The organism is Eubacterium sp. MSJ-33, assembly GCF_022174665.1.
Lineage (GTDB): Bacteria > Bacillota > Clostridia > Lachnospirales > Lachnospiraceae > Coprococcus_C.
Genome location: NZ_CP076562.1, coordinates 2064300 through 2080858, shown reverse-complemented (window position 1 = coordinate 2080858; position 16559 = coordinate 2064300). Strand labels below are relative to the sequence as shown.

Sequence of the window (16559 nt, the reverse complement as noted above, 5' to 3'; positions counted from 1 at the left end):
GTTACTCCTAAGACTCCTTAATACAATATCCAACTCCGCGGACAGTCTGAATCAGCTTGATTCCAAAATGATCATCAATCTTCGTCCGCAGATACCTCACATACACATCAATGATGTTTGTTTCTCCGACATAATCATACCCACATACTTCGTTTAAAAGCTTCTCGCGGGTAAGTACTATGTTCTTGTTCCGCATCAATGTGTGCAACAGCTCAAACTCCCGGTTCGTAAGTTCCACCTTTTCTCCTTGTACCGTCACCTCATGACGATCCTCATCCATGCAGACGCCCAGCACCTCCAGCTTATGCATCGGTGCATTCTCTGTACGTGCATGTTTCTTTAATGCAACACGGATACGTGCCAGCAGTTCCTCGATGGCAAACGGCTTCGTAATATAATCATCGGCACCTGCATCCAGTCCCGAAACTTTATCCATTACAGCATCCCGCGCCGTGAGCATAATGACCGGCGTGTCCTTCTCCTGACGAAGTCTGCGCAGTACTTCCATGCCATTTAATCCCGGCAGCATCACATCAAGTAAAATCAAGTCAAACGAACCGGAGAGGGCTTTATCCAAGCCCTCTCTGCCGTCTGCTGCCTTCTCAACCTCATTTCCCTCATGTTTTAATTCCAATTCAACGAAACGGGCAATACCTGCTTCATCTTCAATAATCAAAATCTTACTCATATCGTCTCCTACTACCGCGAAAAAGCGACAAATTATATATATTCCACGAGATAGACAGAGTACGCAATTACATGCAGACGCGCTCTCGCTCACTTCCACATGTAGCGGTACTAAACTCATTGCACCAGTAAACTGGCACAATTCATTAAGTACCGACATGTTCCAATGGTCTGCATTAAAATTGGTACTCTGTCCATCTCTTTATATAACTACCTGTTGTCGTTTTTCCGCCACTACTTAATTTTCCTATCTCTATGCTTCAGATTTTTATTTCTTGATGTCTTCTTTCACTCCCGCGCAGGCATCAGATGCCTTGTCGCAGGCGTTGTTGATGTCCTGTACTGCTTTCGCGTCACCTTCAAAATGATACCGACAATCGCAAAAAAGTCCGATGATCAAAAGTGGTACCGAAACCCAAAATGCAAAGATCAAAAGCAATACAAATACGATGATTGGCATCCGCATAAACCGTCCACCATTGCGCTCAATGATAAAGTTCTTCTCACAGCCTTTCTTGATGATACCGCCGACCCATGCAAAAAACTCATCCATGTGTTCACCAAATGTTTTCTTCTTGCAGGACTGTTCATAGGCTGCCTGTGCCTGCGCCAGCTCATTTGATGTCTCCTGCGTTGTGGTCGTGTAAGTCCCAACCTCCGGTGCCTTGATTTTTCCAAGCTTCTCTAAATACACAATTGCATCGAGCAGATCAAAATTACATGCTTCGAGTGCGCCCTTGGCATCCTCATAACTAACACCTGTCTTCTCTCTGATTTTTTCTACCTTTTCTAATTGATCCATATCTGATATCCTCCATTTTCCGAAACAGCTGTTTTGTGATTTGTTCTTTGCTGTTCTTGATTGTGTCCATATCTTACGATACAAAAATTAATCTATAAGGTAGGAAAGATTAAAATCAGATTAAAATTTCTATTATTTTCCATATATCTATCTGCACTTCTTCCTGTTTGCATACTAATACCAATGTATGTGTATGTTCATCTATTTTCTTCAGAATACCGGTGTCCTTCACGTAGGCACCGCCCTCTTTTTTCGCATCCTTAATAAAATGCACGATCGACACTTCCGCATCTTTATGCTCTGCTAACCATTGCAGTTTCCGGTTTAGTTCCGCAACTTCATACTCATCGAGTTCTATCTCCTCCTCCGTCAGCCGCGCCGTCTCCCGCACAGCCTCATCATGTCCCGTAAGGGCCGCAAATGGGGCAAACTGTGCCGCGCGCATCATCCGGTCCATCGGCAGGTGCTTCTTCGACACCGGGCGCTCACGGTTAATAATATCACTATAATCCCGCCTCACGCTTTATGCCCTCCAATCTGATTATTCCTATCGCGCGCGGTTGCACCCTCTCGGAAATTCATTCCCCGGAGCACCGCATTTTTTCCGTATTTATGCTTGATTGCAAGCAATGCCTGCTGCATCTGCTCTTCCTTCGCTTCCTTCTCCTTCTCTGCTTCTTTCTCTTTTTCTAACACTGCATAGTCCGTGAATAGATTAAGCTGTTCAAAACCTTTTGATTCTTCCTTCACATCCTGCTTGCGGATCACACGGTTCGCTACGACATTCATCCGCCGCACAAGCAGCTTCTCATCTACGATTCGATCATATAAGCGAAGCACGGCTGCCTCAATCTTACTCGTTAAAGATGAATACCCTTCCAGATTCTCCGTACCATGTGCATGCTTTGGCACTTTCCGTCCATACCGGTCACTCGTCACCTCTCCGCAATATCCATTTGCCCCGGCAGACAGATTTTCGATATCATACCCCACTGTAAGTACCATCTGATTCGTAACAAGCCCTTTTTGAACCAGTTCCAGCACCAGTGCCTCCGTCATTTCCTGCACGACTACGCGCGCTTTTTCACATGTATAAGGACATTGCAGCACCTGCCCTGAACTGATGCTGTTGCTCTCCGGCCGATACGCCTTAATCTCCTCAATTGTACATGGCTCGTACCCCCATGCATGATCAATCAGCAATTCCGCATTCACACCAAAAAGCTTATATAACAGCTCCTCGTTGTAATAATCATTTTCTTCTCCCAATGAACACCTTGCGATATCACCCATCGTATACAGATTTTGTGCGTGCAGTTTTTTCTGATAACCGGCCCCCACCCGCCAGAAATCCGTCAATGGTTCATGATTCCACAGCAGTTTACGGTAGGTCATCTCATCCAGCTCTGCGATTCGTGCCCCACGTTCATCCGGCTGCATGTGCTTCGCCTCGATATCCATTGCAATCTTCGCCAAATACAGATTCGTTCCAATACCCGCTGTCGCTGTAATCCCTGTTGTCTCATATACATCCTGAATCATCGTCTCCGCAAGCTGTCGGGCAGTCATCTGATATGTATGAAGATATGCTGTCGCATCAATAAACACCTCATCTACTGAATAGACATGCATATCCTCCGATGCCACATATTTCAGATAAGTATCGTAAATACGGGTACTATATTTCATGTAATATGCCATCCGTGGTTTCGCAGCAATGTAATCAAGTGCAAGTCTTGGATCTGCCTTGACCTTGTTATTCTCATATGATGATCCGGTAAATTCCCGTTCCGGTGCAAATGCCAGCCTCTGACGATTGATCTCCTTCACCTTCTGTACGACCTCAAACAGACGCGCCCGCCCTGAGATACCATAGGATTTCAAAGAAGGCGAAACTGCCAGACAGATTGTCTTCTCTGTCCGGCTCTCATCTGCTACTACAAGGTTCGTCGTGAGCGGATTTAATCCCCGCTCCACGCACTCTACCGATGCATAAAACGATTTTAGATCAATTGCTATATACTGCCGCATATTGCTGCTCCTTACATCAAGCTTTCCCATATGTATTTATTCTAATACGGAACGTATGTTTTGTAAATATAATTGTATGATAGACAAAAAAGCAAAAAGGACGACCGCTTATACGGCGGTCGCCCAGTAAGAGAGGGGAAACGAAAAATCGTCTGACTAGCTATTTAAATTATCCTTCGATGGCAATGAATTTCTTCTCTTCCACCTGTGGTTTTGCTTCTTTCTTCGGTACAGTAATCTTCAAAACACCATCCTCGAATTTTGCCTTGATATCTTCCTGTGTAATCGCATCACCCACATAGAAGGATCTGTTGCAGGAACCTTCATAACGTTCCTTACGGATGTATTTGCCCTTGGCATCCTTCTCATCCTTAGAGTTCTTTGTCGAAGCCTTGATGATCAGGTAACCATCCTTTACTTCTCCGGTTACATCTTCCTTCTTGAATCCCGGAAGGTTCATATCAATCTCGTAACCGTCTTCCTTCTCGAACACATCGGTACTCATCAGATTCTGAGCCGGTACATCGTACTTATAGACACCAAAACTTGGTGTATCAAAAAAATCATCCATAAAACTATTTGTAAATAAACTTGGCATTAACATAAGCCATACCTCCTTTTATACTTCACAATGATCTGTGTTTGTTTTTATTTCCTTCCCACTCGGGTTCCCTTCTCTAGGCCTTCCCTCATGTTCTAGATGTACTATAACACACTTATTAGCACTCGTCAATAGTGAGTGCTAATAAAAATTGTGAAAAAAGTGTGAAGTCTTGCTTACGCAAAAACAGGCATGCCGCAACGATACAGCACACCTGTTTCAAAATCATGTTATTTACTTAAACTGATTCTGCTCTGCATGGCGCTTGAAGAAGTCCTTTGTCTCCTTCACAACCACACCACTCAAAGCGAAGATTGCGATCATGTTCGGAATCGCCATCAATCCGTTGAAGATATCCGCAATCGTCCATACTGCCTTTACTGTCATGTATGGTCCGATGAATACGGCTAAGATGTATAACCAGCGATATACAAGGATTGCCTTCTTGTTCTTGCCTGACAGGTATTCCAGACAGCGCTCCGAATAGTAATCCCATCCAAGGATCGTTGTAAATGCGAAGAATACCAGACACAGCATCAACAGGAACGCAGCTACCTGCTCGGAAATCGGAAGTCCCTCCTGGAATGCGTAGGTTGTTACCTGTACACCCTCTAAGCCTTCCTGCTGCCAAGCACCTGTCAATACGATAGAAAGTCCTGTCATCGTACAGATGATGATTGTATCAATAAATGTACCCGTCATAGAAACCAGACCCTGACGTACCGGCTCCTTTGTCTTTGCAGCGGCTGCAGCGATTGGCGCAGAGCCAAGACCGGATTCATTTGAGAAGATACCTCTTGCAACACCCTTCTGCATTGCAACAATCATCGTACCAACCACACCACCGGTCACTGCCTTTGGATTGAACGCGCCCTTTACGATTGTTACGAACGCATCCGGAATCTCTTTGATATTGCAGATGAGAAGCATCAGGCAAAGCAGAACATAAAGCACTGCCATAAAAGGAACGACGATCTGGGATACATTTGCAATACGCTTGATACCACCGATCAGCACAAGCGCCACACAGACACTCAAAATCAAAGATGCGATTACAACCGTCCACGAATATGTACCGATTCCGGGAATCTCTACGCTCCATGATTCATTCGGATCGAAGAATCCCTCGACAGCCGATGCAATACCATTTACCTGTGAGAATGTTCCGATGCCGAACAATCCTACACAGATACCGAAGAATGCAAAGATCTTCGCAAGCCATTTCCATTTTGTACCCATACCTTTTTCGATATAGTAAAACGGTCCACCAAGTGCATGATTATCTTCATCTACGACACGATACTTAACTGCAAGGAGTCCTTCTGCATACTTGGTTGCCATTCCGAAGAATGCAGCAAGCACCATCCAGAACAGAGCACCCGGACCACCGGCTCCGATCGCTGTTGCGACGCCGACGATATTTCCGGTTCCAATCGTCGCTGAAAGTGCCGTACAGAGTGCACCGAATGAGGTTACCTCTCCTTCGCCCTCTTCCTCATTTTTCACCATCCATTTCAGGGCAAGTGGCAGTTTACGGACCTGCAGCACACCCATGCGGATGGTAAGAAGGATTCCACCTGCAATGATCAAAATCATAAGCGGCGGACCCCAGACGAAATCATCTACTTTTGTCAAAAAGCTATTAATTGCTTCCCACATGTTTCCTACGATTCCTGATTTCATATTTTCAGTTTCCTCTCCTTTGTTTTATTTTAACAACATGTTCTCTATATTACACAGTTTTCCAGCTTTTGACAACATTTTTTCCTCAATTTATAAAGTTTTTTGTTTGTTTTATATTCATTATATTGCGAATGGAAAATTATATGTCAACAGATCCCACGGAAAAGCCGCCGAACTGGGAAACTTATGTCCCAGCCCGACGGCTTTTTGTCATTGCTTCTTCTATTATATATATCGGTATATCTGCACGGATGCTTTACATCCATCCGCCTAATATCCGTCTGACGTCTGATATACAGTCTGACACACACGAATATCAAACTTGTGCTGTCCTCTTAGATTCCAAACAGATCACTGTATACCTTCAACGCGCCATCTGTCTCGTGTGCAAGTACCTTCTTCGCAAGTACCTTACCGAGCTGAACTCCTTCCTGATCGAAGCTGTTAATGTTCCACAGGAATCCCTGGAACATAACCTTGTTCTCGAAGTGTGCAAGCAGTGCACCGAGTGTCTCCGGATCAACCTGCTCACCGATGATGATAGAAGATGGACGACCACCCTTAAAGTTCTTGTTACTGTTTGCATCCTTCTTACCACATGCAAATGCTACGATCTGTGCAGCAACATTTGCGCAGAGCTTCTTCTGGCTTGTGCTTCCCTGAATCTCTACATCGGTACCGATCTGGCTGTTCTTGAATGCGATAAACTGCAATGGAACAATATCAGTTCCCTGATGCAATAACTGATAGAAGGAATGCTGTCCGTTTGTTCCCGGCTCACCGAAGATTACCGGACCTGTTGGGTAATCAACCGGCTCACCAAAACGGTTTACAGACTTACCATTGGACTCCATATCGAGCTGCTGTAAATGTGCAGGGAAACGGCTCAGTGCCTGTGAGTATGGAAGAACGGTTGTTGCAGGGTAACCAAGTACGTTACGCTCGTAAACACCGATCAATGCATCCAGCATAGCCGGGTTCTTCCTGATATCCGTATTCTTTGCTGTCTCATCTTCTGCGGCTGCACCATTTAAGAAACGTGCAAATACATCCGGGCCAAATGCCAGTGAAAGTACGGCACCACCAACAGCTGATGTAGAAGAATAACGACCGCCGATATAATCATCCATAAAGAATGCTGCAAGATAATCATCGCTCTTTGCAAGTGGAGATGTCTCACTTGTAACGGCAATCATATGCTTAGAAGCATCCAAGCCTGCCTTTGCAAGTGCATCCTTCACGAAAGACTCATTTGTAAGTGTCTCCAAGGTTGTACCGGACTTTGATACAAGTACAAAGATGGAATGTGCTACATCGGTAGATGCAAGAACTGCTGCCGCATCATCCGGATCAACATTACTGATGAACTTTGCATCCATCTTGAATGTACCGTTCTTCTTTGCCCAGTTCTCAAGTGCCAGATACATTGCACGAGGACCAAGGTCACTGCCACCGATACCGATCTGTACAACGGTTGTGAACTTCTCTCCGGCTGCATTTGTAATCTCGCCATTATGTACCTTATTTGCAAACTCTGCAATACGGTTCTGCTGCTCTACATAGAATGTTCTCTTGTCTACGCCGTCTGCCTTGACCGGTTCGCCAAGCTGACCACGTGTCATCTGATGAAGAACCAGACGGTTCTCTCCTGTATTGATAACGGCCCCGTTGTAAAGCTCCTGGAACTTGTCAACAAGTTCTGCTTCCTTGGCAAGGGCTGCAAGCTTCTCCAAAACTGTATCGTCTACTTCCTTTGCAGCGAAGTTGTAAGTAAGCTTCTCTGCCATCGGTACGCTGTAATTCTTCGCACGGTCTGCACCGCTCTCACCAGCCATAACAGTTGTGAGATCTACACTGCCCTTACAAGCTTTGAGTGCCTTGTAAGAATCCAAAGTATCAAGATTTTTCCAATTTGTCATTTTTCTTTCCTCCGTAATCTATTTGGCGTAAGACGCCAGCTCATTTTATTATAACCTGTTCGGGGGAATTTGTCACTTGTTTTATTCGCTCATCTCTATTGCTGATATTTTGAGCTTCATTTAAAATGTTTATCTGATACTCCGCTATCTCCTTTAATATACTAAAACGTTGCTCCTTACTTTTTCCTTCGCGAATCATTTGGGCATTATGTGTTTCAAGATTTGACAAAACTGTTAATTCATTTATCGAAGAATAGTCTCTAATATTACTATGCTTAGCAAGCTCTGGATTCGCATCTCTCCATGCTTTGGCAGTAAATCCAAACAGAGCAACATTTAGCAAATCTGCTTCTTCAGCATATGGCAGCCATTGCAAATTTTCTCTATAGTTACATACAGGAATCAAGTAGTTTTTTACAGCATCGGTTTGAATCAAATAATTATTTTTAGAGAGAAATCGTTTTGCACTCCATTCAATTTTCTTTATGTCATTTTCCTGTTCTTTAAGCCTTTGAAATTCCTTTATCAAATACAATTTAAAAACAGGGCTTATTGCCGACGCAAATTCAAATGCAATATCTTTGTGTGCAAAAGTTCCTCCATAGCGTCCTTTCTTTACAAATAAACCTATTGCGCTGGTCTGATTTACCCATTCAGACACACTTGGTGTAAAAGTCAATAAACCTGCTTGTTTTTTAAAGTGTTCAGATTCGAACACTTTAAAATTCGGATTATATATCTCTTCCCACGTTGACAAATATTCTAAAGTTGTTCTATTTCTAAGCCAATTTCTTACTACATCCGCTGCTCTGGAACTTTCTGATTTAGCCGCCGCCATATCCGTGATACAAATATAATCATCTAAATCTGCTTCTGATATAGTAATTGGGATATTTTGTACAGTTATAATTCTATTCCTCGCCATGCTTCTCTTCCCTCATTTTGTCATAATACGCTTTATACCTGTAAATCGTCCGTTCACTGACGTGATTTCGTTTTGCAATCTCCACCATTGTCATACCATTCTCGTATCCAACAACAAAATCATTGTATATTGCCATCCATTTTGCATTATGTTTCTGCCGGCCACTCATTTTCCGATTTTTATAATATTCCAGTTCTTCCTTAAGTTCTGCATTCTCTTTTTCCAGCTTCTTAATTCTTTTCATTGCATCTTCCAGTGTGATATTTTTCTCCATCTCTATTTCCTCCGTTTACGCACTTGTCTGCTGTGCTTTTTTAATTATTCCCTTAATATCATCAATCCCCTGTATTCTGTTAATTCCAAAGCATTTCTTCCCAGCATCCTTTAACGAGGCTCCAACATGATAGCCTTCAGCGCCATCTATAATGAGAAAACGGTCATGAAAAGCAATCGTTTTCTTTACTGTTAATGTTGGATACTGTGCATTAAATTTATTGATATCCTGTGTGGAGATTTTTGCATTTGGAAACGTATATGCAAAAACATCCACACCAACATTCTTCTTTGCCAGAATATTTAACGTAGTTATATCTATGTATCCATCAATCAAGACAATTTCTTTTTTCGCACGGCCTATGATCTCTGCAAGCAAACTGAATGCATCAAAAATCTGCCCATCGAAGAAAATCTTTTGATTATCTTTTTTATGACTGGATATGTATTCAAATATTCTTCCAAACTTTTCCTCAGTCTCCTTTTGATATTCCAGTTGTTTTAACTCAATACTATTTATTTTTTCAAACATAAGTGCATTGTTGGCAATAAAATGGCGCATCTCCTTAAAAGCCCGCATAATAAAAATACTTTGCTTAGTAGCCAATTCACCTTTTAGTACTGTAGCAAGCATATATATGCCCTGCTCAGTAAAAGCATATGGCATCTTTTTAATATGCATACCACGTTTATTCCCATTTTCGTTTAAAGTCACAAATTGTGACTTTAAACATTCCATTGGTATTTCCTCTTTTTTTAATTGAAACATAAAATCTTCAGGAAAACGTTCAATATTTCTTTTAACCTGTTGATTCATCGCTTTTAGCTCATAACCATAAATCTCCGCCAAGTCAACATCTAACATAACCTGTTGTCCACGAATCATATACACATGTGTTTTGATAGATTCTAATGTTCTTAATTCTGTGGTATCCCCCATAACTCCTCTTTTCATAGTTTAATATACTTATCGCCATTGTCATTTTGTCTATATAATAAATCTTTTTATCAACATTGTCAATCTGATTCTGTCAATCCGTTAAAAAAGGGACGGTTTATGTAACGTCCCTGACTTAAATATCATATTTTCTTCTCTGGTCTCGGCGTGCCACAGGTACAGGTTGTAACGTATCTCTCATTTTTCTTCTTACATTTCGGACAGATTCAAATCCTTCCAGTTTTTATGTCCTGACGGTAATCCCGTTTGTTCTGTGCCAAGACAGCTTCTATCGCCCGTTGCAGTGCCTCTTCCTCTTCCAGTTCTTCCTGTTCCTGTTTTTCAACCAATCGCACCGCTATCGTAAGAATCGGCAGCGAACCATCATTAGATTGCCAAATTCTTCCCTTTGGGATTGGCTTTTCAGGTTTCCGATGCTTCGAATGCCTTGAGATGATATCTCCAACAAATGGCCCCACTACCGCCAAAACAAACACCGCAATAACTATACCTTTTATCTCTTCATACGGCATATATTCTCTCCCATTTTCAGAGGGACTCTTCTTCATGACAAAAGCTGCGTCACCACAATATTCTTTATTTAACAAAATAATATCTTTATTTACGAAAATCATAATTAAGATATTTGTTTAGTATTGATAACCCATTTTGAAAAATCTCCAAACATTTATTTTTTTCATCAACATTAAAACTAGGATGATATTCTTCATTTTTTAGAAGTTTCAAATTACTTCCATAGAATAACTTATTATAAATATCAACAATTTCTTCATCATTATAATCTCCTACAAATTCTTCATTTAGTGATTTTGATAAATCACTAAATAAATGCCATGTATCTATTAAACTTTGACAATTTTGCGATATTTCTACATTATCTATTAACTCGGTAATTTTAGATAGATAAAAGACTGTTATTCCTTTTTCAAAAATAATATGTTCCTTATCCGCAAATATATTTGCTTCTTCGACACTAGAAAAAACTAACAGCCGTTGATTAAAAAGCAAGAAACCATCTTCATCGTTGCTATACCATATAAAAAAATAAGTTAATCCATTATAAATAATTTTTGTCAAATAATATTTCGTCATAACTTTGTTCCTAATTATTCCAAATCTTCTTTTGTTGGCAGTCTGCGGATTTCTCTTCCATCTGTGCATTTGCGCGGAACATCCGATATTCCGGCGGACAAGTTTTCAAATACTCGGATTGACAAATCATCTAATTCTGTTATAAAATGTATCCAAGAAATGAGTTTTACAACCGTACAGTTTTTACTCAAGCGGCTCACTCGTTTCTTTTTTTATTCATTTTCTTTATGCTCGTTTACAGAAAGATTTCCTATCAAATCTTCACCAATTTTGCAAGTGGATAACTTATCAATTGCCATTTGAACCTGAAACTCATTTAGTTCGATCTCAACATCGTAAATGTTTCCGCTTCTTGGCAGTCTGACATGAATAACTGCAAAATGCTGACACTCCTCCGTATTATAAATTCCATCCTCATACTTCTTAAGACGTACTATTTTTCTTGATATTCCTTCCACCAACCGATAATCTATTGCATATATTTTTTTCTCTGTAAATCCATGTAAATGTGTAGTTCCAAATGCTAAAGCATTTGTTTTATAGAAAAGCATTTGACTTTTTAAATACGACGCTTCAAGCTCCTCATAATCAATATCGCCCTTCAACCACTTCCGTACCGGCATTCCTATATACAATGAAAACTCTAGCCAAAACAAGAATCCGAACAGGCAAAGTCCAATGATAGCCATATAATAACGTCCTAAAGGAATAAGACACAAGGTGCAAAATATTAGGAACAATGGTAATATCATTTTGACAAGATATTCCCGTCTTTGAAATCTTTTTAATAAATCCCGTTTCATGTTTTGATATTTAGGTTTCTCAAAAGGGTGCTCATTAAGATAGGCTACATATTTCTCATGCCATTCAGGGCTTTCAAAATAGCCGCCATTCATATATTGCGCCTTCGTCTCTTGCGCTTTCATATCTGCTTTGCTTTCTTTACAATACGCATAGATTAAATATACAATGAGCATCGGACAAACAATACATGCCGCACACTTTCCAACCATATCTCCTCTGACAAAAAACAGAAATAGTCCCATAAGTACTGTAAAAACGATATATACAACCAACGATTTCTTAGTCATAGCAAATGGAAATTTGTGATTTGTTCTCATGTAATTCTATTCCCCCAACTACGAACTTCTTTCTCTACTTAGCAGGCACACTGCCTCGTCTGTACTTTCGTTGTCCCAATCCACTCCAAGCACATTTCTGCCATTCAGATATATCGGAAATTTAAATCGAAGACCTCTTAATATTCTGCCGTCCTTTTGTTCTTCCTCATAAATAAATACATCTGACAGAAAGCTCTTTAAAAATGTCTTCTTTTCCAAATCTGTAAATTTATCATACAGCTTGTCAAAAAATAAAAGGAACTGATACACATTATCTTCTGAGATTTTGTCCTGCTTTATATTATAAAGCCTTGTCGTGACTTCTTCCATGGCATTCTCAATATCCGTAATTTCATCATATAGCTTGTCCAAACGTTCCTGCATGTCATTATATTTTTTGTCATAATTCTTATCGGATACAGATAAATGATCCATCTGGTCTGCAAGCTTGTTCTTTGCCCCTGTTGTCTGGCTCAATCTGTCTTTCAAACCATCATATTCTCTGTCAAGCTCTGATGTATCAATACTGCCACCTATCTGCTTTCTGATTTCTTCCTCAAACTTCGGATTCTTTACAAATTTACGAATTATCTCCTCTACTGCCGCATTTATCCTGTCTTCATTCCACTGTCTTTTATATGTACAGCGGTATCCATCAACAAGCTTCCTATGTTTGCATGTATTCTTTTAATCTCTGTGTCGCCCACTGCCTGAATCTTGTTGCAATCACTGATTTAATTCGGTATCCAAGAGAGATAATCATATCAAGATTATAATGAGGAATCTGCCTTGTCACCTCACGATTTCCTTCTTTTCGAACCTGTCGGAAATTCCGACAGGTTGAAATTTCGTCTAATTCACCCTCCTCATAAATATGCTTAATATGTTCTACTACATTTGTTCGAGAAGTTTGGAATAATTCTGACATCTGCTGTTCAACTGTTTTCGTATTTCCTTTTGTTCATCATCACTCAATGTATCCATAAAAATGCAATACTCGTTTGAATAACCACCAACAAATATCATTCCCGGCATTTCAATCTGTTCAGGATTGAGAATCCACAAAACCTCTTTACCATGAAAATCTTTTACATATCTTAATTTTTGCCCTTTATACTTCACTACCATTATAATATAACCTCTAACTAGAAAATCAGAATCTATAAATCTTCTATCAATATAGCTTCATCCTTGCTTATCACTATTATCTTTGTCGCAAATTAGGTAATAATAAGCGATTACTCTTCTTTTAATATCATCAGAAGCATTCATTATAGTTTCAATCATTAATCCATCATCTGTCACGCATTCCGAAGTCAATACTTTATTCTTTTTATCATCTTCATCACAAAGTAAATCCACAAGCGGCATATCTAGTGCCTTGCATATGGCAACTAACTTATCTGCCTGCGGATTAATCTTTTTCTTTCGCCAATCACTTATCGTACTGGTAGCAATGCCGGTTCTACGCGATAATTCAATCTGACTCATATGTAGTTCTTCGAGTCTATCAAAGATTCTTTCATATATGTTCATAGTTCAATATCCCTTTTACATTTCCGCATTTTCGGATATTGTATCATGGAACTATTTAACAATCGAGCTAAAGAACTATTTCAGTCTAGCGACATAGTAAACGTAGCTTACGAGGTTAGGGCTTATAGCATTGCACTAAAAGATAACAAATTACATTTATTCCTCACATGGCTCATTTGCCCAGAAATCTTTAACAGCAACCTGAACACATGTAATAAATATTTGCTCGTCATCATCATAATCAAAGTTAAGTCCAAATCCTAATTCATTACTGATGAAACCCTCTTCATCCTCTTCAATACTAGGATCCTGAGCCTTAATCATTTCCAATATATCCTCGTAGAACAGTTCTGAATTAAGACATTTACCTAGCATAGTCAACAGTTCAGGTGATGTACATAAAATAAAGGATACTCTTAAATCATCATCATACATAATCTGAAAATCATCATTACAATCATAAATAACTTCTTTTTTATATCCATACGGAGTATCTTTCCATTCTTCAAGTTCTGTTATAAGCTCATTTACCTTATTCCTGTCCATTCCTAATTGAATTTGTCCAATAGATAAGCCAGGTTTTATCTCGTAACTCATATTTTCACCTCCAACGGCATAAGAATTCAATTGTTTATTTCATTTAATTAGATTTTATCTCTATTTAGGGGTGCAACTATTCGCGGACAACCATTTTTTGCCGATACAATCCCGGCGCACGTCAAAAGTCTCAGCAAATTTTTGCACCCCTCTATAAAAATCAATATCAATTACACATTTTAACCAAGTTAAAACGCAGTCACATCTATGCAGTAATTGCCCTGCAAACCGCTTAGTTAGCGGCTTTTCGGCTTAGCAGGCACACCGCCTCACAATGTTCCGTCCACGGAAATAAATCCACAAGCGCAATCTTCTCCACCTGGTAAAACCGCTTACTCTTCAGGTATTTCAGATCCCGTGCCAGACTCTCCGGTCCGCAGGAGATATACACGATCCGCTTCGGTGCCAGCTTACAGACGGAATCAAAGAACTCCGGTGTGCTGCCACTGCGCGGTGGATCTAAGAATACAACATCCACATTGGTTCCGGTTTCTGCCATACCGACCATGAATTTCCCGGCATCGCCATCATAGATCCGGACATTCTTACAATCGTTACGCTTCACGTTCGTGATGGCATCCTTCGCGGCTGCCTTGTTCAGTTCAACACCGATCACCTGCTTCGCATGGTCACTTGCCACGATTCCGATCGTACCGGTTCCACAGTACGCGTCCACAACAACCTCTTCGCCGGTAAGGTTTGCATATTCCATCGCCTTGTTATACAGGAGCTCAGTCTGCACCGGATTCACCTGATAGAAACTTGTCGGCGAGATCTTGAAGGTCTTCCCACACAGCTTATCCTCGATAAATCCTCTGCCGTACAACACCTGATTTCGCTCGCCAAGCACCATGCTCGTATCCTTGTCATTGATATTCTGCACGATCGTCGTGATCTGCGGATGCGCCTTGACAAGTGCCTTCGCAAAATTCTTCTTCGATGGGAAGATCGGCGACGCCGTCACAAGCACAACCATAACTTCTCCGGTCGCATGTCCGGTCCGGATCATCACATGGCGCAGCAATCCATACCCACTATCTTCATTGTAGACGGTAATCTTAAATGAACGCAGTAACCCGCGGATCGTCTCTACAATCTCCTGTGCCAGACGATTCTCGATCTTGCAATCGTCCACTGACAATACCCGGTGCGTTCCTTCTTCATATACACCCGCCAGAATCTCGCCATTCCGCTTATGCTGGAATGCCGCATTGACCTTGTTCCTGTAATGATACGGTTCTTTCATGCCGATAATTTCATCCACGGAACCATACGGAGCAAGCAGATTCTTCACCTGATCGGTCTTGATCTTTAATTGCTCCGCATAAGACTTGTCAATATACTGGCATCCGCCGCATTTCTTCGAGATGGGACAGACGGATTTCTTCCCTGCACACTGATTTTCACTTACATGTATATTCTTCTTGGATTGTTCTCCGCTTTGCTTGTATCTTCTTCCCTGCTTTGTCATCACTTACTCCTGCTTCATCTGTCGTTCGGCTTCATTGACACAATTCACTGCATTTAAACATCTCGGATAACCAATGTATGGCAGGCTCTGCGAGATCACACGCATCAGCAATTCCTTGTCATTTCCGATTTTCATGTTGCCCTTTGCATGTGCGACCACCTGCATGTCACAGCCACCCTGTGAGAATAAAAAGCAGAACGTTACCAGTTCCCGTTTTGCAAACGGCAGACGGCTTCCCGGATAATCGTCCCCGAAATAATTTTCCTTCAGCCATTTGTTGATGTGGCTGTCCTTCCAGACTTCCTTCATATGCTCCTCGAAGATGCCCGCTTGTTCCGCAAGCTTTTCCTCATCAACAGCTTTCCCGCCTGCACCGTCAGTCTCTGCTGCATCAGACACAGACTTCTCCAACCGTTCCTGCTTCGTCATGCCCAGACGCCCCTGCTTGGCTCTTGTCGAATCGAGAAGCGGAAGCTCGATTCCCTTTGCCTCCATAACAACATTCGTCGCAACCAGAAACGGCCAGACTCTTCCCATACCAAGATAATCCACAGACTGATACACAATCTCCTTAATTACCATCGGTGACAAACCACTATCCAGTGCCTTCGCCACAATTACCTTATACGCATCCACGCCCTGACATCCGATCAGGGATGCGAGAATTGACATATACCGGGTCTCGTCATCCAGCTTCATTCCGTTCTCGTTTACAATCTCCGTAAATGCAAACCGCTCAAAACGCTCCATAAATTCCGCATCTGTCTCATATAAATTCATAGTAACAACTCCTTCCCAAAAACCTGTCTCTCATTATTCCACGGTGCCTGTTGGCTCCATGAAGTTCTCGTATTATGCCTGTA

20 protein-coding genes are annotated in these 16559 nt (G+C 41.3%); all 20 read right to left on the bottom strand.

What is annotated here, in order from left to right:
- Positions 1–7: 7 nt before the first annotated feature.
- The 20 genes from KP625_RS09815 to KP625_RS09720 all read right to left on the bottom strand — a co-directional run bounded on the left by KP625_RS09815 (position 8) and on the right by KP625_RS09720 (position 16476).
- Positions 8–688 (bottom strand): response regulator transcription factor, encoded by a 681-nt coding sequence (locus KP625_RS09815; RefSeq protein WP_238297595.1) that lies wholly within the window; start codon positions 686–688, stop codon positions 8–10.
- A 267-nt stretch (positions 689–955) separates the two neighbouring features.
- A complete protein-coding gene (locus tag KP625_RS09810) occupies positions 956–1489 on the bottom strand; it encodes a DUF4342 domain-containing protein (protein WP_238297594.1) in 534 nt (177 codons plus the stop codon).
- 115 nt (positions 1490–1604) lie between these two features.
- Complete coding sequence (locus KP625_RS09805; RefSeq protein WP_238297593.1) at positions 1605–2009, bottom strand: hypothetical protein; 405 nt, start codon at positions 2007–2009, stop codon at positions 1605–1607.
- Positions 2006–3520, bottom strand: coding sequence for a Y-family DNA polymerase (locus KP625_RS09800; RefSeq protein ID WP_238297591.1), 1515 nt, complete (start codon positions 3518–3520; stop codon positions 2006–2008). The genes KP625_RS09805 and KP625_RS09800 overlap by 4 nt, the downstream gene beginning before the upstream one ends.
- A 169-nt stretch (positions 3521–3689) precedes the next feature.
- The gene (locus KP625_RS09795) at positions 3690–4124 is read right to left on the bottom strand and encodes an Hsp20/alpha crystallin family protein (RefSeq protein ID WP_238297590.1); all 435 of its coding nucleotides are present in this window, start codon (positions 4122–4124) and stop codon (positions 3690–3692) included.
- A gap of 231 nt (positions 4125–4355) precedes the next feature.
- Positions 4356–5780: an alanine/glycine:cation symporter family protein gene (locus KP625_RS09790; RefSeq protein WP_238299934.1), complete on the bottom strand. Its 1425-nt coding sequence runs from the start codon at positions 5778–5780 to the stop codon at positions 4356–4358.
- A 359-nt stretch (positions 5781–6139) separates the two neighbouring features.
- Positions 6140–7723, bottom strand: a complete 1584-nt coding sequence (locus KP625_RS09785; protein ID WP_238297588.1) for a glucose-6-phosphate isomerase — start codon at positions 7721–7723, stop codon at positions 6140–6142.
- A 40-nt stretch (positions 7724–7763) separates the two neighbouring features.
- Positions 7764–8648, bottom strand: a complete 885-nt coding sequence (locus KP625_RS09780) for a KilA-N domain-containing protein (RefSeq protein ID WP_238297587.1) — start codon at positions 8646–8648, stop codon at positions 7764–7766.
- Positions 8635–8922 carry a helix-turn-helix domain-containing protein gene (locus KP625_RS09775; RefSeq protein WP_238297586.1) on the bottom strand — a complete coding sequence of 96 codons (288 nt, stop codon included), beginning with the start codon at positions 8920–8922 and terminating at the stop codon, positions 8635–8637. The genes KP625_RS09780 and KP625_RS09775 overlap by 14 nt, the downstream gene beginning before the upstream one ends.
- 15 nt (positions 8923–8937) lie before the next feature.
- Positions 8938–9876, bottom strand: coding sequence for an ORF6N domain-containing protein (locus KP625_RS09770; RefSeq protein WP_238297585.1), 939 nt, complete (start codon positions 9874–9876; stop codon positions 8938–8940).
- A gap of 209 nt (positions 9877–10085) precedes the next feature.
- Entirely contained in the window at positions 10086–10391 is a 306-nt protein-coding gene (locus KP625_RS09765; protein ID WP_238297584.1) for a hypothetical protein, read from the bottom strand.
- A gap of 85 nt (positions 10392–10476) precedes the next feature.
- Entirely contained in the window at positions 10477–10971 is a 495-nt protein-coding gene (locus KP625_RS09760) for a hypothetical protein (RefSeq protein WP_238297583.1), read from the bottom strand.
- A gap of 212 nt (positions 10972–11183) precedes the next feature.
- Positions 11184–12092, bottom strand: coding sequence for a hypothetical protein (locus KP625_RS09755; protein WP_238297582.1), 909 nt, complete (start codon positions 12090–12092; stop codon positions 11184–11186).
- An 18-nt stretch (positions 12093–12110) separates the two neighbouring features.
- A complete protein-coding gene (locus tag KP625_RS09750) occupies positions 12111–12581 on the bottom strand; it encodes a hypothetical protein (RefSeq protein WP_238297581.1) in 471 nt (156 codons plus the stop codon).
- 178 nt (positions 12582–12759) lie between these two features.
- Entirely contained in the window at positions 12760–13020 is a 261-nt protein-coding gene (gene rhuM, locus KP625_RS09745; protein WP_370641352.1) for a RhuM family protein, read from the bottom strand.
- Complete coding sequence (locus KP625_RS09740) at positions 12984–13220, bottom strand: hypothetical protein (protein WP_238297580.1); 237 nt, start codon at positions 13218–13220, stop codon at positions 12984–12986. Before KP625_RS09740 ends, rhuM begins: the two co-directional genes overlap by 37 nt.
- A gap of 57 nt (positions 13221–13277) precedes the next feature.
- Positions 13278–13583 (bottom strand): helix-turn-helix domain-containing protein, encoded by a 306-nt coding sequence (locus tag KP625_RS09735; RefSeq protein ID WP_238297579.1) that lies wholly within the window; start codon positions 13581–13583, stop codon positions 13278–13280.
- Between the two features lie 201 nt (positions 13584–13784).
- The gene (locus tag KP625_RS09730; RefSeq protein ID WP_238297578.1) at positions 13785–14225 is read right to left on the bottom strand and encodes a hypothetical protein; all 441 of its coding nucleotides are present in this window, start codon (positions 14223–14225) and stop codon (positions 13785–13787) included.
- A gap of 232 nt (positions 14226–14457) precedes the next feature.
- The gene (gene rlmD, locus KP625_RS09725; protein ID WP_238297577.1) at positions 14458–15696 is read right to left on the bottom strand and encodes a 23S rRNA (uracil(1939)-C(5))-methyltransferase RlmD; all 1239 of its coding nucleotides are present in this window, start codon (positions 15694–15696) and stop codon (positions 14458–14460) included.
- Between the two features lie 3 nt (positions 15697–15699).
- Positions 15700–16476, bottom strand: coding sequence for a carboxymuconolactone decarboxylase family protein (locus KP625_RS09720; protein WP_238297575.1), 777 nt, complete (start codon positions 16474–16476; stop codon positions 15700–15702).
- Positions 16477–16559 lie beyond the last annotated feature (83 nt).

What these genes read in the sequence shown, in the direction of transcription:
- KP625_RS09770 (WP_238297585.1), bottom strand. Translation starts at nt 9,876, where the DNA reads ATGAAAAGAGGAGTTATGGGGGATACCACAGAATTAAGAACATTAGAA.
- KP625_RS09775 (WP_238297586.1), bottom strand. Translation starts at nt 8,922, where the DNA reads ATGGAGAAAAATATCACACTGGAAGATGCAATGAAAAGAATTAAGAAG.
- KP625_RS09810 (WP_238297594.1), bottom strand. Translation starts at nt 1,489, where the DNA reads ATGGATCAATTAGAAAAGGTAGAAAAAATCAGAGAGAAGACAGGTGTT.
- KP625_RS09790 (WP_238299934.1), bottom strand. Translation starts at nt 5,780, where the DNA reads ATGTGGGAAGCAATTAATAGCTTTTTGACAAAAGTAGATGATTTCGTC.
- KP625_RS09755 (WP_238297582.1), bottom strand. Translation starts at nt 12,092, where the DNA reads ATGAGAACAAATCACAAATTTCCATTTGCTATGACTAAGAAATCGTTG.
- KP625_RS09740 (WP_238297580.1), bottom strand. Translation starts at nt 13,220, where the DNA reads ATGGTAGTGAAGTATAAAGGGCAAAAATTAAGATATGTAAAAGATTTT.
- KP625_RS09785 (WP_238297588.1), bottom strand. Translation starts at nt 7,723, where the DNA reads ATGACAAATTGGAAAAATCTTGATACTTTGGATTCTTACAAGGCACTC.
- KP625_RS09765 (WP_238297584.1), bottom strand. Translation starts at nt 10,391, where the DNA reads ATGCCGTATGAAGAGATAAAAGGTATAGTTATTGCGGTGTTTGTTTTG.
- KP625_RS09760 (WP_238297583.1), bottom strand. Translation starts at nt 10,971, where the DNA reads ATGACGAAATATTATTTGACAAAAATTATTTATAATGGATTAACTTAT.
- KP625_RS09815 (WP_238297595.1), bottom strand. Translation starts at nt 688, where the DNA reads ATGAGTAAGATTTTGATTATTGAAGATGAAGCAGGTATTGCCCGTTTC.
- KP625_RS09735 (WP_238297579.1), bottom strand. Translation starts at nt 13,583, where the DNA reads ATGAGTCAGATTGAATTATCGCGTAGAACCGGCATTGCTACCAGTACG.
- KP625_RS09780 (WP_238297587.1), bottom strand. Translation starts at nt 8,648, where the DNA reads ATGGCGAGGAATAGAATTATAACTGTACAAAATATCCCAATTACTATA.
- rhuM (WP_370641352.1), bottom strand. Translation starts at nt 13,020, where the DNA reads ATGTCAGAATTATTCCAAACTTCTCGAACAAATGTAGTAGAACATATT.
- KP625_RS09800 (WP_238297591.1), bottom strand. Translation starts at nt 3,520, where the DNA reads ATGCGGCAGTATATAGCAATTGATCTAAAATCGTTTTATGCATCGGTA.
- rlmD (WP_238297577.1), bottom strand. Translation starts at nt 15,696, where the DNA reads ATGACAAAGCAGGGAAGAAGATACAAGCAAAGCGGAGAACAATCCAAG.
- KP625_RS09795 (WP_238297590.1), bottom strand. Translation starts at nt 4,124, where the DNA reads ATGTTAATGCCAAGTTTATTTACAAATAGTTTTATGGATGATTTTTTT.
- KP625_RS09720 (WP_238297575.1), bottom strand. Translation starts at nt 16,476, where the DNA reads ATGAATTTATATGAGACAGATGCGGAATTTATGGAGCGTTTTGAGCGG.
- KP625_RS09730 (WP_238297578.1), bottom strand. Translation starts at nt 14,225, where the DNA reads ATGAGTTACGAGATAAAACCTGGCTTATCTATTGGACAAATTCAATTA.